Here is a 23,355-nt window from a genome sequence, read left to right on the forward strand (position 1 = left end):
TAAATGATTCTACAAAAATCTATTTATTTCATCAATTTTTAGTTGTTTATTAAACAGTGGAGTTAAATGACCAACAATTTCACGAATTTGGGTTATATTTAGATAACTCTTGTTATCTCTTAAAGATACAACTAAACATCTAAGGGCAGTATCTACAATAAAAAACGAGTATACACCATCTTTAATAGTAGGAATATGTGAGGCTATATCCAACAGTATCCCATCTAATGTTGTTCCAGTTGCAAATCTCAAATTCCCTCTTATATAGTAATATTCATCTATAGGTGTATGTTTCAAGCAAATAACAATTGATTGGTATAAAGATACTAACTCTTTTGCTGTCAACCAGCCGCTTTGAGATCCCCTAGTATGATAAAAATACTGCATATTGTTTACTAATTCTAATAAACCCTTAATGGATAAAACATCTGAAAGGTTAACTTTCTTTCTAACCTTATAGTCAATGAAATAATCTTTAATTTTAAAAGTTTGTTTAAAATCCTCAAAATCGTTTCTTTTAAATGCAGTAGACAATGGGTTTCTTTTTTTTAACTTATTGTAATATATGACATACGGAATTAATTCATTAGTAAACCAACTATATGATTTCTCAGCATTCCATAGATACCGATCATTAAAATTTGTTAGTGACTTTTCGTTCCCAAAATCATTTAGAGGCTTCCATACAATTGAAACCTCGTCATCTGAAAGCTTAAATGAAGAATAAGATTCATTTGGTACTTGTTTTGGATAAAGAATTACATGATGCCCTGCATCATATCTTTCATCTGATTTTTTGCTATATAATTTAATCATCGTGGAATTTGAATCAAAAATATGCCAACTTGTGTCGCCTTTTTCATAATCATGCTCTTGTACAAACTCCATTATTTTATTATATAGTCCACGCTTAATCTTTAAAATTGGAATTCCTTCTTCGATATCTAAAGACTTTTCAAAGGAAAAAGTACCAAAACAATCTTCTATGTTTCTTAAAGCATCTAAATATACTTCTGAAAAATCATCTATTATTTCACATAATTGTGAAACTTCCATTTCATTTAAGGGGAACCGATTATTTCCTAATTGCACATAATATATATGTTTTTCTTTGTTAATGGCTACAATAAACTGTCGTAATTCATAGACTGCCTCAGTGTATAACCCTTGAAATAAATCGCGCAATATGTCTTTATAATTAAAAGTGATCATTATATCCGGAAAACGGTTAAATGTTATTAGGCAACTCCCCATAGTGTCAGGATATGTGGGTAAAAAAGCCTGCAAACTTACTTTTTCTTTTGTAAAAAGGTATGTACCCTCCGTCTCCTTTTTTTCCGTCTTAAAATTCTTTTGTTCTATATTTACCTGAGTTGAAGTTAACTGTGTAATTATGTCCTCAAAGTTATTAGCAAAACGATGATATACCGTAACTAAAACCGAGTTCTCTAACTCCTGAATTTTGGGTTCAACAAAACCAGATTTCTTCAATTCTTTATATATAGTGTTAAACCCATCACCAATATCATGGTTGTACATTTCGGGTAATTGATCAAGTAATCTTTCAATTATGGGATTTCTCGATGAACGTCCAACTAATAGGTTACCTGTTGTCATATTCCCATGCAATCTTCCTGGGCTTTCAAACTCTAACCTATCATTAAAAATTCTAATATGTATATCATCATTAATACTGTAGTCCCTGTGGATTATCGCATTTACAATAATTTCATGGAGCGCTACCCATGGATAACTATAATTCACATATTTGTTTCCTATCTCAATCATACTCTTTTGAAGATATCCTGCTATAACCTCCTTTGAATCAATAATTTGAAGTTCTATTGGTCCTCGAATACTTCTAGGTTGTTCTTCTAAAAAATCTCTATCATATTCAACTTGTGAAGTCTTTAGTCTATATACTTTAATCCCACATTTAGTGTTAAGGCCAAATTGAGGATCATCACTAAAAAAAAGTAGGCAACTAACCGTTGGGGCAAATTTTTCCCCATCTCGTTGTATAAGCTTTAATTTTTCAAGAAAACTGAGCGGTTTTTGGGAACTTTTTATTCTATTTAAGTAATCATTTAAATAAACTCCGTTTATAATCTCATCTACAGTAACATGCTTTTTTATCACAGTCTCATATGAATATACCCCTTTTGAAAAAGCAAGTTCAGTTATTTTCGCTCCTTTTATTTCTTTAGTACTAGCGTTTCTTCTTATGTAGCATCTATAATCAGAAGAATAATGAACCCGTGGGCTTTTAGGAATTGTTACATGCAGTACATATCCCTTTTCACAAAAGTCAATAAATTCAACAGAATAATCAATTAGTGGAGGGTCTGTTTTTTCTGCAAATGTATTTATTATTTCATTAGCTTCCTCTTTTGTTCGAAAACCGACTAATCTTTCCCCAATACTTCTTTCATCCTCTATTCCAATATAAATTTCACCACCATCTGTATTAGCAAATGCTACAAAGTGTATATGTAATTTATTGGGCTTTATTCTACAGCTTTTTACATCACAAAAATGGCCTTCTTCAAGGTTTAAAAGTTTGGTTTCTTCGTTTTTAATTGGTTTACGAGTGCTTATCATATATCCAATACCTCCTATATACCTAAGTTTGATTTTACAACTTTTTATTTAACAATACTCCCAATATAGGTATTTCATCTAGCTTTAACTATCCGTTGCACACTATATTCAATCTGCTTTATATAAAGATCTCAGAATATTTTGAAACTAGTTCAGCGCCAGTAAAATAGTTATAACTCTTATATCTAGCAGGTTGAAATTAGAATTAGAGTTAGATATACGATTAATATCAAAGAACTTCAATGAAGCATATTATATCACGTCTGTTGAATAACATAGGAAAAAGACCGCCTTTTCTATAGAATCGGTTGTACCACAAAGCGATTCAGAAAGAGGGCGATCTCATGAAGAGCCCTAACATTTTTTACATCTATCCCTCAATCTACCTTGACTTACGAAGAAGTATAAATGATGACTGAAGAGGTAGAGTATGAAGACAAAACTCGCAAATTAACCATGACCCGCTACTTCGATATTGGTGTGTTTCCGTTTTGGAGAACGGAACAGTTATACGCCCCGGCCTAGATTTCGCAGTTTCTAATGGCTTGCCTGTCGTTCATTATTCACGGCTTTCTACCAAAGCAGCGGAAATCCCCTTTGCTATATTTAAAGAACCTTTTCATTGCGTCATTCATAAGTGTAGCCGAGAAACATGCCGAAAATGGATACCCCGTTTAAGTGATCAAAATATTGGGCTCTAAGCATGACAGTCCTACATGTGAAGCGCTGGCTCAACCGGACTACATTTTGGTGATGGAGCGTGCTTATGGGAAACTGGAGCGTCTGGACGACTTCAAAATCCAGAAGCAATCCTTTGTCATTCGGCTTCGCGACAACATCCCAAGGGTTCCCATGCTAAATCAAGAGAATTGCCAAAAACCTGCTACTGGATGTTGTATCTCAGTCGTCCCCATTTTGGCGAAAATATATAGTGACCCAAAACCAAAAGGATAGTTGTAATCCTCTTGAAGCAACGTTTCGGGATAACCATCTTCATCTACCTGAAATAAAAAAGAGAATGACTCATCCTTCAGCTTCATAAAATAATAGTCTTCATTTTGAATAAGTCTCGGGTTTCCGCCCACTTTGATCAAAAAAGGCTGATCCATCGATTTTTCGTCATGGCTTGGTTTCCCTTCTGAAATTGCATGCTTTACAAGCCCTGGGTTAGTAAACATATCTTTGGCGCTTTCAGTTGAAGTGGGATGCTCAATCACCTTGACCGAGCAATTAGGATAAATGTTGTTTTCTAAATACTCCTCATAGTCTTCAGGGATGAAAATCGAAATAATGCTCTCCGGTTTAAAGGGATGGACGAGGCTCAAGTAAAAAACATATTTTTGGTTACCTTCGTGGATGAGATCTGATTGATCATCAAAGAAGTCGGGTGCATTCCCGCCGATCCAGCCTGCACTATGTTCGTTCGATAGGGCCGATCCCGCATAATAAAGAATACAATCTGTTCTCTCAACTAAGATATTCGTTTGATTTTCATTAGGCATTTTACAACTCTCCCTCAAGAAACGCGAATGCCCTTACTCCGCTGCTTCCACCAGCCATGCTTGCATAGCCGGAGACTCCGCCCGATTCAAACGTAGGGCGATTTCGGTATTGATCTCATCCGGCGGCATGACCTCGACAAGGACGCATACAGACTCTCGCGGTTGATTCAAGGCAAACACGCCTTCATCATCGAGCATTTGCATCGCCAGCTCCATGGCCTTCAGCCTCGAATCAAATTCACGATTCCATTCGTCAGCTTCAAGCTCCGCAATAGAAGGACGCCTCATAAACAATTGTTTAACATCATCGAAGTCCTCATCCCTGAAACAACAATAGGGTGAATCGGCATAGGACCATTTGATGAGTTCCGCAATCGTTGACCCCGGCATGTCACTTTCTTCTCCTTGCCTGGCCGCTTCCCTCTCCAAGGCCTCCCATGACCAGGCGGAGATGCTTGGCGCATGTCCCTCTCCAGTAGTAAATAGCGTGCAGTAATAGTAACGTTCGCCATTTTCAAAAAGAGTGCGAAAGGACGTCCTAGCCACATCGGCAATCTCTGCCGCCAGCGCCTCTATTCCTTGCATGGGTTTCATGACATTCGCCCCTTAGCCCTATAAAATATACATCTTATTTCCATTATAAAAATTGTTTGTCCTAAATCTACCTACTTTCTACCTGAATCCTGGAAATATGGGCGATTAAGGTTCTAATTCAAGGTGCATCTTGGCTTCCGCCTCATCCCATGGCACCGAGTAACCCGCCCCCTTGGCGCAAAAGATGGAGGAGGATGTATACAGCGGGTCCGCCCCTTTGCGGTAGCCCATCCGCTCTATGACTTCCTCCGAATTATGGCAGCGGTCGTAGCCGCTGAACACGCAGCGGATACTGCCTCGTCCATGCGTAAAGGATGCAAATTCGGCACTGTAGTTCATGAAAGTCGACACAGGCACCCTGCCCGTGACCACCGCTTGCGTTCCGGTTGTCTGCGGTGGATTAAAAATACCTGAAGCACGCTGAATATCGGACAGCACCCTGCCCATTTCATCGATAGCGACCTTGATTTTGAAATCGTAATAGGGCTCCAGCAGCACGTTGTCCGCCTTCTCCAGTCCCTGCCGTAGTGCTCGAAAGGCAGCCTCACGAAAATCGCCGCCATGGGTATGTTCTTTATGCGCGCGGCCCCTCAGCAGCGTAATGTTCACATCGGTGACTGGCATGCCGGTCAGCAGTCCGTGATGCTCCCGTTCATAGAGATGATTCCGAATCAGATTCTGATAGCTGACATTCAGATCATCGGCATGACATCTGCTATCGAACAGGATGCCGTTGCCCCTTGCTCCCGGTTCAATCAGCAAATGCACTTCCGCATAATGCCTGAGCGGTTCGAAGTGGCCGTACCCTTTCACAGCCGATTGAATCGTTTCCTTATACAAGATTTCCGGTTGTCCAAAAGAGATAGTAAAGCCAAACCGCTCTCTAACAAGCTGCTCCAGCACTTCCAGTTGAATCAATCCCATGACGCGGATAGAAATCTCCTGCAATTTCTCATCCCAAACGACGTTCAGTGACGGCTCCTCCGCCTCCAGCATGCGAAAAGCACCGAGCACCTTCTGTACATGTATCGAATTGTCGAATACTACCTTCGATTGTAACGTCGGCTCCGAATCGTAAGCTAACTTGTCTGATATCGACCCCAGGCCTTGTCCGACCCCGACGGCGGACAAGCCGGCAACCGCAAACAAATCTCCAGCTTCCACTTGTTCCACCGGCTGCGATTTAAGGCCGTTAAACAAGAAGATCCGCGTAATTTTTTCGTCATATTGAACCCCGCCACTATCGTAACTAAGCTGTTCCCTCACCTTCAGCCGACCACCCAGCGCCTTAATGAACGTGAGTCTCGCTCCGCCTGCATCGTGCCGAATTTTATAAACCCGCCCCTGGAACGAAGCATTCTCGTCATAAGTGGTTGTTGTCAGCAGATGCAGCTGATCCAGAAATTCAATGACGCCTGTATCCTGAAGCGCAGAGCCGTAAGCACAGGGGAAGAGGAGACCCGCCGCTATCATCCTCTGCAAAGCCTCCAGCCAGAAGCCGCAATCCTCTCTCCCCTCTAGGAATGCTTCCAGCAAAGCTTCGTCCCGCTCCGCCATGGCCTCCCGCAGCGGCTCGCCGACTATGCCGTCAGCGAAGCTCTGTGTAATGCAGCATACTTCCCCCGTCAACTGCTGACGGATATCCGCCTCGGTTCTGCCTACATCCGCGCCGATCCGATCCGTCTTGTTGATAAAGAAGAACGTCGGAATCCGATGCTTGCGCAGCAGCTGCCAGACCGTCTCCGTATGACCCTGGACACCTTCAACTGCGCTTACAATCAGGATGGCATAATCAATGACTTGAATCGCCCGCTCCATCTCCGGGGAGAAATCGACGTGTCCGGGCGTGTCTATTAAATAATAGCTGTCTCCTTTATATTCTATTACCGCCTGATCTGCGAACACCGTAATACCCCTTGCCCGCTCGATGTCGTGGCTGTCCAGAAACGCATCCTGATGATCCACCCGCCCCCGCGACCGGATACTGTTCGTATGGTACAGCAGCTGTTCCGCAAAAGTTGTCTTACCTGCATCCACATGGGCGAACAGGCCAATCGTTAGTCGCTTCATAGAATCCCACTTTCAACGCTTCTTGTTAATACTGCTCATTTTATTAAAGCATAGAAATCGGGAGAGTGGGTAGGAGTTGGTTTTTGAGAGGGGGTCTTTTTTCATAAATAGAAGATAAAGAAAAAACTTTCCTTCGAATCTACACCATTTTAATCTGCAAGTTTCGCCCTGCTTATGATACAGTCACCGTGCTATCTACAAAGGCAAGTTTTGGCTATCCCTTGTGGTGATGGCTTTTTAGACAGAAGCCATATAAAATCTAACGGTTGTGATGATCGCATTGAATGGAGATACGCATCAACACTTCCGAATAATTCACCATTCCCCCCCTAGAGGTGAGACGGTACGCACGCATTTCATCAACGAGAGCAGAAAAGGAGCCATCCGTAGTCAGATAGCTCCTTTTCTTATTCTTAATACTAATTATTCTTGTACAATTCGAAACCTGCTGATCATTTCGCTCACTTGTTGGCTTGATTGTTTCAATTGTTCAGCTGCACTATGCAGATGGGAATACGCTTGACTCTGATCGTTAGAAGCCGAACTTATCTCTTCTGTGGCAGAAGCTGCGTCTCGAGCTACATCGGATATCTTAATAATGGATGAGATGACCTGTTCCCTACTAACATTCATCTGCCCTATATCCCCATCCATCTCTTGAATTGAGCTGATGATTTCCTTTAGCATATCCATAATCGATTCAAATACCGTTCCCGACTCCTGAACAATAAGAGATTGTTCGGAGATAACCACCTCTGTCTGATTCATGACCTGCAACGTTTGAGAAACTTCTGCCTTGAGGCGTGCAATAGTTGTGTTAATTCTCTCTGTTGATTCATAAGTCATGGTCGACAGCTTGCGAATCTCTGTAGCGACGACTGCAAATCCTTTTCCAGAATCGCCGGCACGCGCCGCTTCTATGCTCGCATTTAATGCGAGGAGCTTCGTTTGCTCGGATACTTCATTAATCGTTTGTACGATTGTGGAAATCGTAAGCATCTGTTCTGCCAGGCCTTCAATATGTTGTACGACCAGTTGGTTTGCTTCTGTCGTTTGGAGATTGTGATCCTGTAATTTCTTTACTTTATCCATGCCGCCTCTTAAAACGATTTCCGCCTCCGAAGACAAGCTGGTCATTTTTTTGTTCCTTACATTTACCTTTTCAATCGTGTCCGATAGCGCCATCGTTTCACGGCTCGTTGCCTCTGTCAAGGACGCTTGCTCGGAAGCACCAACTGCAATTTCATTAATGCCCGACGTCATTTCCTCGCCGGTTGCCGTTGTTTGTTCCGCAATAAAGGTAAGTTCATGAGCCGAAGTATTTACATGGCCAATCGATTGGCTTACTGTCGAAATGAGTTCTTTCATACGAGATACCATTATATTAAAATCAGCGGTTAATTCCCCAAGCTCATCCTGGGAGAAGGTACGTATATCGACGGCCAGATTGCCCTCCGCAATCTCTCGGACACGTCCGCGCAAATAACGAATCGGATGATGGATGGATCGGATGATCAAATAACCAAGCAACGATGAAGCGATCAAGCCTGCCAATGTTAAGAGGATACTGATCAATCGCAGGAAGCTGTATTGTTTTTGTGTGCTGTCCAACATGATTTGATTATCATCGTAGTACAGATCGCCTATGTGATCCAAAGCGTCTTCCATCTGGTCAAACTTTTCGTTGCCCTCCTGATAAGAAAGAAGATTCGCCCTTTCACGGACAGTTGAATCCTTTGACGATAATCCGTCAATCACTTTCTTGGAGACCAATTCATACGCTGCAACCGTTGCTTCGTAGTCTTGAATCAACTTTTCCTCATTATCAAAAATAGTTCCAATTGACTTATACTTATTAAGTTTCTTCTTTGCCGACTCCTTTTGTTTTCCGTAATCTTCTAGTTGTTTCAAAAATTGTTCCGACCCTGGTTCATAACTGTACAGCGATCGTTCTGCCAACAGCATCTGATATAGGTCGACATCTGCTGTACGAATGAGATCAATGACTTCCGCCCTAATACTAAGGCTCTCCTCAAGCGAGGATTGTACCCGCTTCAAATTGTAAATCCCAACGCCTCCGATCACAAGGCTGGTGATTACAGTAACGACGATCGTTAGAATTACCTTGTTCCTAATCGTCATCATGAACTTCTTACCTCTCATTATGCCTCACTCCCATCTAGTCCCTCTTGAGGTAACACGATGTACTTATTCGTCATCGTTTGCCACTTTCTAAACATCAAAGTTATGCGGAAATCGTATAATTGCTAGAAACCAAGTTAAGAGCATAAATATCTATTACGCCCTCCATTAAAATCTCACTTACATTATTTGAAACAGCGGACATTTGATGAATTGCAGATTCAATCGCCTGACTCCCTTTGGAGGCCAGTTCCGATGCTACATCCACAGATCCCTTGACATGAATGGAACGATCAGCAATTTTGCGTAGCCTCCCCATCCATCTTCTGAACAAGCGTAACGCTGGCTTCGATGCTGTTCACCTGCGTCTGCGCTCCTTCGGCTAATTTTTCTGTAATGGACGCAACATGCTCCATAGCTTGTCCCGTTTGTTCCGCGCTGGCTGCCAGCTCTTCCGATGATGCGGCAACCTGCTCCGCATTTGTGCCCACTTCCCGGATAATCCCGATACTTTACTATTCCTCATAAAAACCACTGCCCCCAGTTTGTCTAATGATGTCGAATATACAAGGAAACTTGTTGTAATTACTTTATCGGATTACTGCACTGCTTTATTAACACATAACGAATACTGCCTATGCTAAAAGTTACAATTATTAACTATAGTGTTATTATAAGGTTAATAACGAATTACTAGAGTTAGTAAGGAAAGAAACTCTACATGAATGGGAGATGAAATAAAATGCGACGACTTTCATTAGGAAAATCGGGACCGCAGGTAAGCGCTCTATGTCTTGGATGTTTAAACTTCGGTACGAATACCGAGAAAAATTTATCGTATCGGCCACTGGCGGAAGTAAAGTAGAGCCTGAGAATCCAATACCAAGTAGTAATGCACCAATATAAAGCATAGCAATACCAAATGAATCAGAAACTACAACCCCAAGCATACCACCACCAATACCAGTAAATAGAGCCGCTTTAACACCGAAACAGCCTCTCCCACGCTTTGGCACCGGTAAGCTGCATCCGGGCAATGACTGCCTCAGCTTCTTCACTGAGCAAATACCTTGACTGCTGCTGCAGCTGACGCAAATAAAAAGCATGCTGACCCACATACTCACCCGAGCCAATAGTAGTATCAAGCTCTTCCCCACTCATGCTTGCCAGCCATTTGCTGAAACTTGCTAGAGCTTCTTCGGAACCCGCGGCCATTTCTTCCAATACATCCATCTGATTTGCTGCTTCTATATTCCCGTTGTCAATGCTGAATACCAGTTCTGCATAGCTGAATAAGCACAGATACACGCTCCTGAATGCATTATATTGCCTAAGAAAATCTTCCGTTAGAATCGCAGCCTTCTCTTGAGTGTGTAAATGAAGCTTTGCCCTCGTACCAAGTTCATCTGCAAGCTCTGCTGCATGTTTATAATCCTTTTGATATTTCTCCGACTGGAATGAGGAATACAGACTCTCCAAGTCCCATGCTAAGTTCATCGCCGTTAATCTCCTTATCGTAAACACAAGCGATGCTATACGTATCCCGGCAACCGGCCATATCGAACGTATAGCAGGCTGCGTTATATTTTATTGGGATAATTCGAATATTGTATTCTGCGGCTAAGACTTACATGTTTCCACCTCTTCCGGTACTATGTTAAGCAAAGTTAATGTCAAGTATAACACGCCCACTTATTCCCTAATATATGATAAGGCGCTGACCAATCTTCTTCTTCACTCACACCAAAAAGCCCCGCATCCGCAGGACTCGTCTCATTTTATCTTATTCATACCCCTATGCGGTGATGGTCAGACCATCAGGTACTCCGCATTCTTTTCGCATTCTCGTCGCATTCAGCGCACTTGGTCGGAGGCCCCAATCCGAGAATTCGTAAGCGTACATCCTCTTTTCTGTTCAAGCTTACTGCAACAGCTTACGCAATAGGAGTACCATTAGGTATTTCAATATCCGGCTTTAATAGAATGACATCTCCTTTTTCCGGAACGCCTCCCAAAACTAATACCTCCGATTTGAATCCTGCAATACGCCGAGGAGGAAAATTAACGATCGCTATAATTTGCTTCCCTACCAATTCTTCAGCCTTATACCGCTTAGTTATTTGTGCGCTTGAGGATTTCATCCCGATCTCCGGTCCAAAATCAATCTTAAGCTTTATCGCAGGAATCTTTGCTTCTTCAAAAAACTCCGCTTCCTTAATCGTTCCGACACGAATATCTAGTGCTGCAAAATCATCGATCGTTGCCAACGTTTTGCCTCCTCCACTAAAGTCTTTAACCGCTCACGAAAATATCTCTCACGCTTTCCGGCAGAACTTAATGAGTTCCGCTCGGTGTTGCGTTTTACTGCGCTGGGCGGAACGGCTGCAGGAGTCGAATCCCTTCCTCAATGGATCCCTCCATCAGTTCTAAGAGCTGGGGCACCAGTTCCTGCATCCGGGGGGCGCTCAGGTGCCGATCGAGGGCATCCCGGTTTTCCCAGCGCTCGTAGATGATGAATGTGCCAGGCTGGCCTTCTACCTCGTGAGCCTCGTAGTCAATGTTGCCCAGGTCGTTGCGCGACGGGGTGACAGCAGCAGTCATGAATGCCTTCATCTCGGCTTCTCTCCCTGCCTTAGCTCTCGCCTCCCAGAGTACAGTAACGTAAGGGTTCTTTGTATCGTTCATACTAATTCCTCCTAATTTATAAATACTTCGTATTTTTTGCTTTACCGTTTTCTCAAATGGGGGAATTCCCCGTTTATGCTTGAAATTCCAGTGTATCAATGGCTTAGTTTAATGCTGTTATAATCGTCCATAAGAACGATTAAAGCCTTGGCCCCCAAGAACATCTTGACGAACCACATCTAAACGACGTGTTTGGTATTCACCCAAAGCTTTTGTTATCGAATTCGGATACTGTTTAATGGAGTCCATAATGGCAACCGTATCATCAAGTGAGTCATTAAAGCCTGCGCCAGTCATTGGTGACATGGTATGAGCTGCATCGCCGATGATGGCTATTCTTCCTTTTGACAATATATTAGGGATGTATTCATTAACAGGTGCCCCGATTAAACTGCGGTCCTTAATCGCGATTTGCAAAATTGCATCATCTTCTTTATTCCAATTTGCTTGGCTGGTTTGTGATAGTTCTCCCAGTAGCGAATCCGGAATATCTCCACCGTATAAGGAATGCTGGGCAACCCCATCCTTTAACACCCCTAACTCAGACAGCAATTGATTATGCGAATGATCAAACCAGCAAAAACCTATCCATCGCTGGCCAGGATTGGTCCCCCCCTCTATACCTGGCATCACCGCAGTTGTCAGTGTACCGGCAGCACTATTGTTGAAATAAGCGCTCGAAAGTTGCCGTTTTTTCCAGTCTTTCTTTGGCAGCAGCTCTTCGCCCACCTTCCCTACCCAAACCAGATAGCCAGCATAATCTGCAAATGGTTTATCAGGGTCTAAATAGCGGCGGACAATACTGCGATATCCATCTGCGCCAATTAAAAAATCACCTTTAAACGTCTTCTCCTCTTCACTGGTAGCCCAAGCAGATGATTCATTTTGCCCAACACTAACAATTCGTGTATTGTGCTGAAGGGTAATACCACGTTCTTTAGCAACCGCATTGCGCAAACGTTCTTGAATGGCTGACCAAGCTTCAACATTGTTGTTACCATTGGATGCCAAGTGTCTTAATTCTCGTTCAATTTCACTATTACTATAAGGCTTTGTGTGTAAACGAATAAAAGCACCATTTCTTAATGAAGAATCTGCACGTTCAAGAATGGTAACTGTATAACCAGAACGAGATAACGCAAGCCCCATCATTAGACCACCTAAAGATCCACCTACAATAATGGCATGTTCAAACTTGTTTTGTGGCATATTTCATTCCCCCATTTTAGCTTTCTGTGCAAGAGGATTCGTTAAAATGCCCGTTACTGCAGTTTCATCTGGCTGCGGAGCATCCGGTCGAGGAGTTTGTCTGGGAGAATACGGACCAGTCGGGTCAGCAGTGCCGAATCGCGACCGACCGTATAGCGGGTGCGTGGCTTTCTTTCGTGGATTGCGCGTGATATCACTGCTGCCACTTTCTCAGGGCGGATACCGTCCTTTGCCCACGTTTCAGCCTGAGCCTTCACGGCGTCAAAAAGACGATCATGGCGTCGGTGCTGGTCCGGCGTCATCAACTTGGCCAGCCGCTCCGCTGTTGTAATCCCTTGCTCCGACAGGCCAGTGCTGACACCACCCGGAGTGATCATGATAACCTTGAATCCAAACGAGGACATCTCCCTGCGAAGGCTGTCATTGATCGCTTCCATCGCATACTTCGCAGCCGAGTAAATTCCGAATCCGGGCATGGAGACCTTGCCGCCAACGGAGCCGATATTGACCACGCGTCCGCCGCTGTTCAATAACGCCGGGGTGAGTGCCTGAATAACCGCGACCTGTCCGATCACGCTGACTTCGATCTGGCGGCGCAATTCATCAAGCGGAACCATCTCGAGAGGCGCATTAACGGCGATGCCGGCATTGTTAACCACTGCCCGCAAAGGGCGACCAAGCGGATCTTTCTCCACCCGTTCGGCCAGCGTCTTTAGTGTGTCGATATTGGTAACATCGACGATCACCGGCTCGATATTTTTGCATTTGATTTTGTCGGCGTCTTCCTGACGACGAACCCCCGCCAAAACGTGAAATCCTTCAGCGGCGAGCTGCTCCGCGGTAGCCCTACCGATACCGCTGGACGTACCTGTGACGACGACCAGTTCTTGAGTTTTGAATGACATAGTAACCCTCCTAGGTTTGATAAGATATGGATCACGATATAGCACCGCTATACTGGTATTATAGCACCGCTATACAAAGTTGTATATAGCGGTGCTATATATTTTCTAAAGTGTTGCCCTGCGGTCTGAACATCGTTTTAGTGGGTGTTGCGTGATGCACTCGGCGTACCACATTTCACTTATCACACAACACAAATCCAAGAGAACTAATGCTCGCATCCTCCAAACATAAAAAGATCGCCATCCTCTGGAGGTCCAGGTTGGATAGGCGATCTTTCTTATGCGTCTTCTAAATTGGGGCTTTGCCTGGAGTCTCCAGGCTCTGTCATCGAATCCCTCATTTTGAATCGGCGTTCGGCCTTTGGATCAAAATGATCTGCATTACGCTTTCCCGAATGAGGTCAACGACGTCGGGTTGGGGTGGGGGTGCCTTACGAATCTGGGCCGTCACATAGAGCCAAGAGGCCGTATTGGCGGAAGCCCAGACCAGATCTGCCGCAGCCTTGGCTGACACAGCCAGTTTGCCTTCGGCGGCGACTCCCTGAATATTTTGCACTAGTGCTTGGTACGAATGATCTGCCGCCTCGATATGGGCGCCCTCGAGCAACCGCCCCATCATCGCCGCATAAATCCGAGGACGGGCTGCCGCGAAGCGGACATAGTCATCCCATCCTTGACGAAGAGCCATCTCTGGAATGGTGGACTCCACTGCGGCAATCTTGCTTTCAAATAACTGTTTGAATGCTTCCACTATAGCTGCACTTAGAAGTCCATCGGCATTTCCAAAATGGTGGTAGAGTGTAGGAGCCGTAACCTGCGCGATCGCAGTTACGGCTCGCGTCGAAAATTGGGCTCCACCCTCCTCTTCGAGTACCTTAAGAGCAGCTGCCAATATTTTGTCATATGTGTTCATACGTCCATTATAGCAGTGCTATATTCGTATGTCCATGACGAAGGTTGTACGTCTGTGACCATTATCCCTGTAGCCAAAAAAGGTACTGAGCATTTTTCTTTCAGATTAACTTCCTCATTGTACAGAAGAGATGGAGCTACTGTTGTGGATATTTTAGGTTTGGCAGAGCCAAACCTAGTAGTGAAATCGCAATAATATAGTTCGCCCTACTTGTGATAAGGTTCACCCCGATTAATCTTCACCGCCCGGTAAATCTGCTCTACCAGAACCAATCGCATCAGTTGATGCGGCAAGGTCATCCTTCCGAAGCTCAGCTTCTGCTGGGCGCGACGAAGGACTTCGTCAGAGAGACCATGACTGCCGCCAATGACGAAGACAACATGGCTTGTGCCGTAAGTGCCGAGCTTGTCCAATTCCTCTGCGAGTTCTTCCGAGCTCCACAGTTTGCCGTCGATGGCGAGTACAATGATGTGTGCTTCGCTTTTCACATGAGCAAGGATGCGCTCTCCCTCTCGCTCCTTGACCTGTCGAACCTCCGCCTCGCTCAGTGTATCGGGAGCCTTTTCATCGGCTACTTCGATCATTTGAAACTTAATGTACGGGCCCAGCCGTTTAACGTATTCCTGAATTCCCATGACCAAATACTTCTCTTTTAACTTGCCCACACCTATAAGCTGAATAAACAAATTCCATACCCCTATCTATGTCGAATGATAATGTAAAATCGTATTTACGATCCCTAACATGAAAAGATACCTTTAACATAGTTATTTTAGCACCTGAAACGTCTCTTACCTATCTATTTCCTCTCCGTTTCGTATTCATCAAGACATTGCATTAGCAGCTGTCGATATCCGCTGATTTGCTCCGCTGTCGCTGACTCCCGTAATGATTCAAACAATGCTGTACATCTCTTAAATTGACCATCATTACCCGACTGATCGGCTAGTTGCATCGCCCGCACAGTAAGTCCCACTGCATCCTGTAATCTATTGTACTTCCGATAGTACAAAGCCAAGTGATAGCAGTAGCTATAATAGTAAGATATGTTCTCTGCGTCTTCATAACTCTCAAATTCATCAATCTGCTCTGCAAACGTATGTAAAATATCTGTCACATCCAAATGATACATAAGCGCTGTCTGTAATATGGTATTCAGCCCCGGTAATATTTCCTCTAGATTATCCTGCAAAAAGGCTACGTATTCCTCGACAAGCTCTATATTTCCAGACAAAATATCTACTGCATATAAATTAGTTTTGGCTAAAAACCTGAATTCCTCGACAACCTGAATGTCTTCTTCCTCTAAATCCTCCATCCACCCCAGCTCAGCATACTTATAGATGCACTCCCTTGCCTGCTCATATGCACCCTGGTTCTGGTGAGCCATTCCACACATCAGGTGACTGAAACCAAAATAGTATACCAACGGACGTTCTAAATTGACATGCGGGATGGATAACTTCATTGCTTTATGATATTGCCGTTCTTCATAGATACGCTGTACACATTGGTACAAAATATCTGCCGTCTCCATCACCTTTTTCCAATTTTCAAAAACCACAGCCATCTCTAACATTTCAACAATGATGTCCGGTTTGAGTGATTTCAGGATAGAAGTTCTCAAGAGTAGCCCCTCCTTATATTTCCATTCATAACCAATTGTATAGAAAGTGAAAAAGGAGGTCAATATAAATAGTACTTAAAAGTACAGTTTTATATGTATTTATTTTGTATAAGATGGTCTGTAACGATATTCTCTCCTCTTCTAACCTTAAGTGGAGGTGATTACATGAGTTTACCAGAAAGTGTCGGAAACCGAATACGAGAACTAAGAAAAGCTAAAGGATGGACACAGGAACAATTGGCAGAAGCAGCAGGACTTCATTACAGTTATATGGGTGGAGTAGAACGTGGAGATCGAAATATTTCATTGGAGACGTTGGAAAAAATAATTCTAGCATTAAACGTTCCAGCCTTTGAACTTTTTCAATTCGATGAAAATACGGATCGAAAACAGATCATAAATGAACTTATGTTACTCATAAATTCAAGAGAAACAACAGAGCTCGAAATTCTTACTACTATAACAAAAAATATTGTTGCTTTAGTTGAGTTACAACAAAAAAGAATTGAATAATTCTTTTCTACCTGACTTTTACACTTCATCTTCCATAAGCTTGTTATGAGGTGGTTAATATGACAAAATTACGGAATTCGGTTGGAGAAAGAATTAGAACGATTCGGAAGGCTAAGGGACTAACACAGCAACAACTTGCGGAACTTTCAGGATTAGATGATGCATATATTGGATCGGTAGAGCGTGGCGAAAGAAACTTTTCTATTGATACCTTGGAGAAAGTGTTAACCGCCTTAAACGTGTCTATCAGTGAATTGATGTTTTCCAAAGAACATATGACTGAAGACGAAACTATTCGGCAAGAGGCAGTAGATGAGTTTGTTGCGTTGACCAGCAGATTGAATGAGGAGCAAATCGGCATTCTCAGACGCGTTAGTAAAGAAGTTTCACGTGCGTTCGACAAAGCCATTCCACCCTAAAAAGCCTTGAATAAAACAAAAAAAGAGCACCTCACAGGTGCCCTCCAAACCTTTTATAAAAGATACTCAAGCGTACAACATAAAAAAGCTCACTTCATGTCCCAGTTGCTTTAGATAATTATAAATCTGCGAACGGTGATGGAACACATGGGTCACGGTCTCAATCTGCCATTGAACCTGCAAATGTCCATGCTCCATATAAAAGGCCTTCGTCGAACGGTTCAGATAATCTTCTTCGCTAAGCGAAAGAATGTAAGCCTTATAAGCCTCAAAATTCTGCCTGAAAGTCGTAGCCAGGCGCTCGGGATCTTCCACCCCGGACAGGCTGTTTTCAATGCTTCCCACTTCACCCTCAGACTTCTCCTGCATTATCGCAAGGTCCGAAGCCGGAATAAGCACAAAGTGATGTACTAACTCCAGCAGCGAGCGAAAATTGTCCTGCGGGCGAAAGCCCCAATCCTCTGGACGTATTTTACGGATCAATGCTTCCCCCGTCCGTACCCCGGTCTCCAGCTCATTCAGCAAATGATCTCGAACTTGCAGCGTTCCACTCATATTCACATCTCTCCTTTGCCATTCTTATTCATATTTTGAGTATAGCCGAAGCCTCTGGACGTGTATTGTAAAAATCGGACAACTTCCGTAAATCCTTAACCGCAGTAAGTGGGGAATCTCCATAAAACCTGCGAAAGTCACGGATTAGATGCGCTTGATCGAAAAAGCTATGCTTCAATGCCAACTCCGTCCAATCCAGATCCCCGCCGCTTTGAATACTGTGTAGAACGCTCTGGAAGCGGACGACCTCACTGAACTTTTTGGGGCTGATTCCGATCCATTGCCCAAACTTGCGGTTAAGCTGTCTTTCACTGATCGCCTCACGCTCCGCAAGCTCCTTAACCCCCACACTCCCAGCGCTCACAAAGATGCGATGCAGCAAGTTTTTCATCAGGTCACAATCGTTCGTGCGTTGGCGCAGCAGAAGCTGGTTAAGATACTCATCCATTATGCGCACCCGTTCATTGAAATTCTGCGCTTCCATAATGCGCTCACCTATGACGGCGATGCTTTCGGGCCAGAGATCTTCCAAGCGATAATTACCACCTGTAAACAAATGAGTCGGCATACCGTGAAAATAATGTGCCCCACCGGGAAAAAATCGCACCGCAAAAATGCGTGTCTCGGACCCTGCTTGTCTGGCAGACACAAACGGTTGCGTAAATGTCCCACAGTACGAGAGTTCCTGACGCTTACTCACCGGGTCGTATTCAAATAGAATATCCGTACAGCCGTCAGGTAATACCCGCTCCATGGTTTCTTCATGCGGCAAGCTTAACAAAGCGGTGTCTTCGCACGAAGCTGCTAGATTCTCTTCTACCACCCTATTAGCCGGACCGGACTCCCAATAACAGGCCACGTAAGCTTTCAGCGCAGCAGACGGCTTTTGTTCGATATAATACGTGGAGAGATCACTTCCATTGACTTGAAGCGGACGAAATAGTGAATGCAGCAAAGGGTCCATCCATCGTTCACTCCTGTCTCAGTACGTGGTGGGAATAAATATAGCTCTATGTATGGGGTATTTTTGCAATAAATCCTGGTATACAAAAAGGACGTTTCTGCCCGAAACGCCCGTGCTTGTTTTTTAGACGACCAAAAACTCTGCTTTCTTCTCACATTCCTTGCACTTCACTGGAGGGTCCCAATCCGAAAATTTCGTTTCCTTAAGATCGACGACATCCGGTGCATCCTCGTATTCATCGACGAACATATCAATTGCTAGTTCCACATGCTCTTTACATACCACGTACATTCCAATTGCATCCCTTTCCGTTTGAAGCTCTTCCTGTTGTAAGTGTGCCAAAACTGCCTTCTTTTGTTCTACCACACTTGACGCGGAAAGGAAAGGGCTTGCTTTTTACCCCAAACGTCTGGTTGTAAAAATAAGAAAATTAGTGACATTAAGGTCCTCGTGAAAATGGGGATATTTCTCCAACATTTCGGCAGAAGGCTTGGGTTCGATCATCCCTTCCAACAGCAAACCCGCCTCAATAATGGTCTGTACATAGCTGCTCAGCGTACGGTGAAAGTACAAAATTTTTTCTTCCTGATCATAAGGGATCGCTTGCTCCAATGGGCCTTCGTTGAAATATTGGTCCACTTTCCAATACAGTTTTTTCCCTGTCTCATCCTTCACCCAACCACTCTGCGGTGTCTGAAAGCACGGATGCAGAATAGAAAAAATAAAGCGGCCCCCTGGAACTAATAATCGTTGCATTTCGGCAATCGCCTGCTCATAATGGGCCAAGTCCTGTATGACCATATTGGACACAATCAGATCAAAGCTCTGGTCTCCAAACATCTCAAGCCTCTCCAGATTGCCATGGTGATATGTAATTCCCATTGATGGTGGTGTTCGCTCTCTTGCAAGCTTCAGCATCTCTGTCGAGTAATCGACAGCCTCTACCAACGCACCCGCTCTGGCCATTTTACGGCTTAGATAGCCTTCGCCACAGCCGGCATCCAGCACTTTTTTGCCCCCGAGAGGTCCCATACAGGCTTGCAATGCCGGGTTTAGCAGTACTTCGCGAGATCGATCTCCTTCCTCCGTGTACTTGGCAGTAAAGTTTTCTGCATGCATATCCCAGCGTCGAATGGCCTCTTCCGTGTCCCACTTATTCATATTCATCTCCTTCTTTCTTTTGTATTTACAAATCCGATGCTATACTACAATCCACGTAGGGCCATAGATTCTACACTCATTTCTGTATTTTTTCAATAATAACGCTTACAAAATTAAAATATCTAATTAACACATGATTTTTACATGAATTATACAGGTATTCCATATTCAAATAGTGTGGTAGTGTTTTATTAGAAAGCGCTTTCAAAAATAACTTTGTAAAGGGGCCTGTTATGTTAAAACGAAGACCCGTTTCATTGCTGTCGTTGACGCTTGCCATTACCCTGTTGTTATCTACGTTCGCATCCGTTGCCGCTGCTGCCGAATCTGACGGACAAGCACCACAAGCTGCGGCTGTGAGCAGCATGCAATTGTATGTAGAAGCCATGCAGCCCGGATGGAATTTAGGAAATTCTCTGGATGCTGTCGGCGCGGATGAAACAGCCTGGGGCAATCCGCGCATTACCCAGGCGTTGATCCAGCAAATTGCCGCCCAAGGGTACAAAAGCATACGCATCCCCGTCACCTGGGATAAGCACATTGGAGCAGCACCGAACTATACCGTAGAGGCTGCCTACATGAACCGTGTGGAAGAGGTTGTTCGCTGGGCACTGGATGCCAATCTGTACGTCATGATTAATGTCCATCATGATTCATGGACGTGGGTAAGCAATATGGAGCCCAAACATGATGAGGTGCTGGCTCGCTATAACGCATTATGGACACAAATTGCCCCGCGCTTTAAAGACCAGCCTAACAAGCTGATGTTCGAAAGTATTAACGAACCCCGTTTCTCCGAAGGAGGGACTACGGATGAAGCGAAAATGAATCAGATGCTCCAAGAACTGAATGTATCCTTCCACAAAATTGTCCGCGCCTCTGGCGGTAAGAATGCCACTCGTCCCCTTGTTCTGCCTGGCTTGGACACCTCACCTGCTCAGGCCAAAATCAACGAGCTGTACAACACGATAACCAAGCTGAATGATCCCAATCTGATTGCCACCGTCCACTATTATGGTTATTGGCCTTTCAGTGTAAATATTGCGGGCCATACTACTTTTGATAAAGATACTAAAAACGATATCATCCAAACCTTTGATAACGTCTATAACACCTTTGTAGCCAAAGGTATTCCGGTTATTGTAGGTGAATTCGGTCTACTCGGCTTCGATAAAAATACAGGCGTTATTGAACAAGGCGAAAAGCTGAAATTCTTCGAGTATTTAACCTATTACATGAAAGAGAAGAAAATAACAGGCATACTCTGGGATAACGGCCAGCATTTTAACCGCACAACGTACAAATGGTCTGATCCTGAGCTCTTTAATGTTATTAAAGCCAGTCTAAAAGGGCGTTCCTCCAATGCAGCCAGTGACCTCATTCACTTGAAGAAGGGCACTCCTGCTCAGGATGCCAAGGTCACCTTAAACCTGAATGGCAATCAGCTGAAAACACTCAGTGTCAACAACAGGCAACTGACACAGGGCACCGACTATACGCTGAGCGGAGATACATTAACCTTAAAAGCCAGCTTGCTCACCAGCCTGACCACTTCCGGTAAATATGGGGAGAATGCCGTCATTACCGCTAAGTTTAACAAGGGGGCAGACTGGAACTTCAAAGTAGTCGTGTATGATACCCCAAAATTAAGCGCTGTCGAAGGGACTACACAAGCCTTTACCATTCCAACAGAATTCCACGGTAGCCAGCTCGCCACGATGGAAGCCGTTTATACCAATGGTGGCAATGCCGGTCCACAGGATTGGACGCCTTATAAAGAGTTTGGCAATACTTTTGCCCCTGCCTATGATGCCAATGGCATCAAGCTGCTACCTGAATTTTTTAATAGTGTAAAAGATGGTGAAGTCACGCTGAAGTTCCATTTTTGGAGCGGCGATGTGGTGACATACAAAATCACCAAGAGCGGAACCCGTGTAACGGGAACGACATCCTAATCTAAGGCTCAGCAGAAGATCGAAAAAGGCGTTCCCGGAAATGAGCCGGTGAACGCCTTTTTTTATAGTTAAGCCTATAAGTTACCTTAGCCTTCCGGCTTATCTGTTAATTTTAACATCACCGTTTCTTCCTTGCCTGCCCGGTAAAAAGTAACTTTCAGCTCATCGCCAATCTTCTTGTTATCGTACAAGTAGCGACGTAAATCAAGGGTAGAGTTAATCGGTTCGCTATCAAACGCTGTAATGACATCGTTCAACTTCAAGCCACCCTCCTTGGCAGGACCATGGGCCTCCAGAACGACTGCCCCATTTTTCACGCTGTCCGGCAACTTGAGCTCCTTGCGCTGAGTTTCATCCAGCGGTGCATATTCATTGTTGAGGTCCACCGTGTATACCCCCAGATAAGGGCGGGTGATCTTGCCGTCCTCAACCAGTTCATTCACCGTCTTCATTACCTCATTGGCGGGAATGGCGAAACCAAGTCCCTCAACACCAGTATCAGCGATTTTCATCGTATTGATGCCAATCACACGTCCGTCCAGATCGACCAGCGCTCCGCCGCTGTTTCCCTCATTAATCGCCGCATCGGTCTGGATCACATGCTGCTCCCAGTCATATACGCCATCCTGGTTAATGGAAATCGGAATGATGCGATTCGTATAACTCACAATACCGGAGGTAAGCGTGTCTCCCAGGCCAAGCGGATTGCCAATAGCAATGACCGTCTCACCCAGACGAAGTTTACTGGAGTCGCCGATATCCGCTACCGTGCTAATGCCTTTATCGTCAACTGCGAGTACAGCGATATCACTAATGCGATCCTTTCCGATCAGCTTTGCCTCTTTTCTGACGCCGTCTACCGTTACAATATCCAGATCATCTGATCCTTCGACCACATGGTTATTTGTCATAATGAAGGCTTTGCCTGAACTCACTCGGAAAATGACACCCGATCCAAGCGCGGATTGTTCCGTGCTTTTACCATCTTCCTCTTTCAGATTCACGATGCTGACGACGGCTGGGCGCACCTTGGCTGCCGCCTGCACAATCCGATCATACGGATCACCCGCTGCTTGCCGCAAGGGATAGTGACTGGCTCCCGTTACCGCCGTAGTAGAGGGCAGGCCTGTAATAAAGCTGAACAGAAGCACAGCAACCACTGCACTGACTGCACCGCTAATGACAGCAGCTTGCACCGGACTTACTCCACGCTTCCTGTGTGGCCAACGTCCACGTCCTCCACGGCGCGCCTTAAATGCCATTTTTTTAGCCGCACGTGTGGATACCTTTGTTGAATAAAAATCGTCCTCAAACAAGCCCATGCTAATCCTCTCCCCTTCGTTGTCATGCACCGACACTCACTAAAAAATTAGGGCTATTCGGGCTTGCGCCAACCTATGCTACAGAGAACCTGCTCCGTTGAACATCTCAAATGGATTGAATATCCCTTATCATCGGAATCCAGCAACCAATCGTTCCGGCCTACTTATTAATCACCACAAATGATGCCTTCCTAAGCAACCGAATCTCATAAATTAGC

General features: G+C 44.3%; 22 protein-coding genes. 3 read left to right on the forward strand and 19 right to left on the reverse strand.

Translation table 11 applies throughout. The features are described 5' to 3' along the window. Positions 1-9: 9 nt before the first annotated feature. The 14 genes from ACUUJN_RS26500 to ACUUJN_RS26565 form a co-directional block, all read right to left on the reverse strand. Positions 10-2,601: an RNA-binding domain-containing protein gene (locus ACUUJN_RS26500; RefSeq protein WP_341162663.1), complete on the reverse strand. Its 2,592-nt coding sequence runs from the start codon at positions 2,599-2,601 to the stop codon at positions 10-12. Between the two features lie 860 nt (positions 2,602-3,461). Further along, positions 3,462-4,103: a hypothetical protein gene (locus ACUUJN_RS26505; protein WP_484669117.1), complete on the reverse strand. Its 642-nt coding sequence runs from the start codon at positions 4,101-4,103 to the stop codon at positions 3,462-3,464. A gap of 33 nt (positions 4,104-4,136) precedes the next feature. Next, a complete protein-coding gene (locus ACUUJN_RS26510) occupies positions 4,137-4,697 on the reverse strand; it encodes a DUF4303 domain-containing protein (protein ID WP_484669118.1) in 561 nt (186 codons plus the stop codon). Positions 4,698-4,802: 105 nt separating this feature from the next. After that, the gene (locus ACUUJN_RS26515) at positions 4,803-6,767 is read right to left on the reverse strand and encodes a GTP-binding protein (protein ID WP_484669119.1); all 1,965 of its coding nucleotides are present in this window, start codon (positions 6,765-6,767) and stop codon (positions 4,803-4,805) included. Between the two features lie 423 nt (positions 6,768-7,190). Next, positions 7,191-8,930: a methyl-accepting chemotaxis protein gene (locus ACUUJN_RS26520; protein ID WP_230585078.1), complete on the reverse strand. Its 1,740-nt coding sequence runs from the start codon at positions 8,928-8,930 to the stop codon at positions 7,191-7,193. Between the two features lie 272 nt (positions 8,931-9,202). After that, positions 9,203-9,400 carry a hypothetical protein gene (locus ACUUJN_RS26525; protein ID WP_484669120.1) on the reverse strand — a complete coding sequence of 66 codons (198 nt, stop codon included), beginning with the start codon at positions 9,398-9,400 and terminating at the stop codon, positions 9,203-9,205. 490 nt (positions 9,401-9,890) lie between these two features. After that, positions 9,891-10,406 carry a hypothetical protein gene (locus ACUUJN_RS26530; protein WP_484669121.1) on the reverse strand — a complete coding sequence of 172 codons (516 nt, stop codon included), beginning with the start codon at positions 10,404-10,406 and terminating at the stop codon, positions 9,891-9,893. Between the two features lie 437 nt (positions 10,407-10,843). After that, positions 10,844-11,176 (reverse strand): chaperone CsaA, encoded by a 333-nt coding sequence (gene csaA / locus ACUUJN_RS26535; protein WP_025720754.1) that lies wholly within the window; start codon positions 11,174-11,176, stop codon positions 10,844-10,846. A 94-nt stretch (positions 11,177-11,270) separates the two neighbouring features. After that, positions 11,271-11,594, reverse strand: a complete 324-nt coding sequence (locus ACUUJN_RS26540) for a putative quinol monooxygenase (RefSeq protein WP_025720756.1) — start codon at positions 11,592-11,594, stop codon at positions 11,271-11,273. A gap of 117 nt (positions 11,595-11,711) precedes the next feature. Beyond that, positions 11,712-12,803 carry an FAD-dependent monooxygenase gene (locus ACUUJN_RS26545; RefSeq protein WP_068939275.1) on the reverse strand — a complete coding sequence of 364 codons (1,092 nt, stop codon included), beginning with the start codon at positions 12,801-12,803 and terminating at the stop codon, positions 11,712-11,714. A gap of 53 nt (positions 12,804-12,856) precedes the next feature. Then, complete coding sequence (locus tag ACUUJN_RS26550; RefSeq protein WP_068939277.1) at positions 12,857-13,708, reverse strand: SDR family oxidoreductase; 852 nt, start codon at positions 13,706-13,708, stop codon at positions 12,857-12,859. Positions 13,709-14,045: 337 nt separating this feature from the next. Further along, entirely contained in the window at positions 14,046-14,621 is a 576-nt protein-coding gene (locus ACUUJN_RS26555; RefSeq protein WP_068939278.1) for a TetR/AcrR family transcriptional regulator, read from the reverse strand. Between the two features lie 206 nt (positions 14,622-14,827). Then, on the reverse strand, positions 14,828-15,307 hold the full coding sequence (gene rlmH / locus ACUUJN_RS26560) for a 23S rRNA (pseudouridine(1915)-N(3))-methyltransferase RlmH (protein ID WP_068939279.1): 480 nt from the start codon (positions 15,305-15,307) through the stop codon (positions 14,828-14,830). A 113-nt stretch (positions 15,308-15,420) separates the two neighbouring features. Then, positions 15,421-16,248, reverse strand: coding sequence for a DNA-binding protein (locus ACUUJN_RS26565; RefSeq protein WP_068939281.1), 828 nt, complete (start codon positions 16,246-16,248; stop codon positions 15,421-15,423). A 165-nt stretch (positions 16,249-16,413) separates the two neighbouring features. Between ACUUJN_RS26565 and ACUUJN_RS26570 the strand changes: the two genes are divergently transcribed. After that, positions 16,414-16,761, forward strand: a complete 348-nt coding sequence (locus ACUUJN_RS26570) for a helix-turn-helix domain-containing protein (protein ID WP_068939283.1) — start codon at positions 16,414-16,416, stop codon at positions 16,759-16,761. Positions 16,762-16,820: 59 nt separating this feature from the next. After that, entirely contained in the window at positions 16,821-17,180 is a 360-nt protein-coding gene (locus ACUUJN_RS26575; RefSeq protein WP_484669122.1) for a helix-turn-helix domain-containing protein, read from the forward strand. A gap of 66 nt (positions 17,181-17,246) precedes the next feature. Here ACUUJN_RS26575 and ACUUJN_RS26580 read toward each other — a convergent pair whose 3' ends face one another. From ACUUJN_RS26580 to ACUUJN_RS26595, 4 genes are all read right to left on the reverse strand, one after another. Beyond that, positions 17,247-17,735 carry a DinB family protein gene (locus ACUUJN_RS26580; protein WP_484669123.1) on the reverse strand — a complete coding sequence of 163 codons (489 nt, stop codon included), beginning with the start codon at positions 17,733-17,735 and terminating at the stop codon, positions 17,247-17,249. Between the two features lie 28 nt (positions 17,736-17,763). After that, entirely contained in the window at positions 17,764-18,699 is a 936-nt protein-coding gene (locus tag ACUUJN_RS26585; RefSeq protein WP_484669124.1) for an AraC family transcriptional regulator, read from the reverse strand. A 123-nt stretch (positions 18,700-18,822) separates the two neighbouring features. Next, on the reverse strand, positions 18,823-18,990 hold the full coding sequence (locus tag ACUUJN_RS26590) for a CxxH/CxxC protein (RefSeq protein WP_013373879.1): 168 nt from the start codon (positions 18,988-18,990) through the stop codon (positions 18,823-18,825). A 105-nt stretch (positions 18,991-19,095) separates the two neighbouring features. Next, on the reverse strand, positions 19,096-19,860 hold the full coding sequence (locus tag ACUUJN_RS26595) for a class I SAM-dependent methyltransferase (protein WP_484669125.1): 765 nt from the start codon (positions 19,858-19,860) through the stop codon (positions 19,096-19,098). 233 nt (positions 19,861-20,093) lie between these two features. Between ACUUJN_RS26595 and ACUUJN_RS26600 the strand changes: the two genes are divergently transcribed. After that, a complete protein-coding gene (locus tag ACUUJN_RS26600) occupies positions 20,094-21,815 on the forward strand; it encodes a cellulase family glycosylhydrolase (RefSeq protein ID WP_340958882.1) in 1,722 nt (573 codons plus the stop codon). 86 nt (positions 21,816-21,901) lie between these two features. Here ACUUJN_RS26600 and ACUUJN_RS26605 read toward each other — a convergent pair whose 3' ends face one another. After that, positions 21,902-23,137 (reverse strand): S1C family serine protease, encoded by a 1,236-nt coding sequence (locus ACUUJN_RS26605; RefSeq protein ID WP_023991119.1) that lies wholly within the window; start codon positions 23,135-23,137, stop codon positions 21,902-21,904. Between the last annotated feature and the right edge of the window lie 218 nt (positions 23,138-23,355).

The organism is Paenibacillus sp. LRG-1 (genome assembly GCF_057220305.1).

Coding starts and splice junctions, on each gene's coding strand:
- ACUUJN_RS26575 (WP_484669122.1), top strand. CDS start 16,821: ATGACAAAATTACGGAATTCGGTTGGAGAAAGAATTAGAACGATTCGG.
- ACUUJN_RS26505 (WP_484669117.1), bottom strand. CDS start 4,103: ATGCCTAATGAAAATCAAACGAATATCTTAGTTGAGAGAACAGATTGT.
- ACUUJN_RS26515 (WP_484669119.1), bottom strand. CDS start 6,767: ATGAAGCGACTAACGATTGGCCTGTTCGCCCATGTGGATGCAGGTAAG.
- ACUUJN_RS26590 (WP_013373879.1), bottom strand. CDS start 18,990: ATGTACGTGGTATGTAAAGAGCATGTGGAACTAGCAATTGATATGTTC.
- ACUUJN_RS26570 (WP_068939283.1), top strand. CDS start 16,414: ATGAGTTTACCAGAAAGTGTCGGAAACCGAATACGAGAACTAAGAAAA.
- ACUUJN_RS26530 (WP_484669121.1), bottom strand. CDS start 10,406: ATGAACTTAGCATGGGACTTGGAGAGTCTGTATTCCTCATTCCAGTCG.
- ACUUJN_RS26555 (WP_068939278.1), bottom strand. CDS start 14,621: ATGAACACATATGACAAAATATTGGCAGCTGCTCTTAAGGTACTCGAA.
- ACUUJN_RS26550 (WP_068939277.1), bottom strand. CDS start 13,708: ATGTCATTCAAAACTCAAGAACTGGTCGTCGTCACAGGTACGTCCAGC.
- ACUUJN_RS26510 (WP_484669118.1), bottom strand. CDS start 4,697: ATGAAACCCATGCAAGGAATAGAGGCGCTGGCGGCAGAGATTGCCGAT.
- ACUUJN_RS26580 (WP_484669123.1), bottom strand. CDS start 17,735: ATGAGTGGAACGCTGCAAGTTCGAGATCATTTGCTGAATGAGCTGGAG.
- ACUUJN_RS26595 (WP_484669125.1), bottom strand. CDS start 19,860: ATGAATAAGTGGGACACGGAAGAGGCCATTCGACGCTGGGATATGCAT.
- ACUUJN_RS26600 (WP_340958882.1), top strand. CDS start 20,094: ATGTTAAAACGAAGACCCGTTTCATTGCTGTCGTTGACGCTTGCCATT.
- ACUUJN_RS26520 (WP_230585078.1), bottom strand. CDS start 8,930: ATGAGAGGTAAGAAGTTCATGATGACGATTAGGAACAAGGTAATTCTA.
- ACUUJN_RS26545 (WP_068939275.1), bottom strand. CDS start 12,803: ATGCCACAAAACAAGTTTGAACATGCCATTATTGTAGGTGGATCTTTA.
- ACUUJN_RS26585 (WP_484669124.1), bottom strand. CDS start 18,699: ATGGACCCTTTGCTGCATTCACTATTTCGTCCGCTTCAAGTCAATGGA.
- ACUUJN_RS26540 (WP_025720756.1), bottom strand. CDS start 11,594: ATGAACGATACAAAGAACCCTTACGTTACTGTACTCTGGGAGGCGAGA.
- ACUUJN_RS26605 (WP_023991119.1), bottom strand. CDS start 23,137: ATGGGCTTGTTTGAGGACGATTTTTATTCAACAAAGGTATCCACACGT.
- ACUUJN_RS26500 (WP_341162663.1), bottom strand. CDS start 2,601: ATGATAAGCACTCGTAAACCAATTAAAAACGAAGAAACCAAACTTTTA.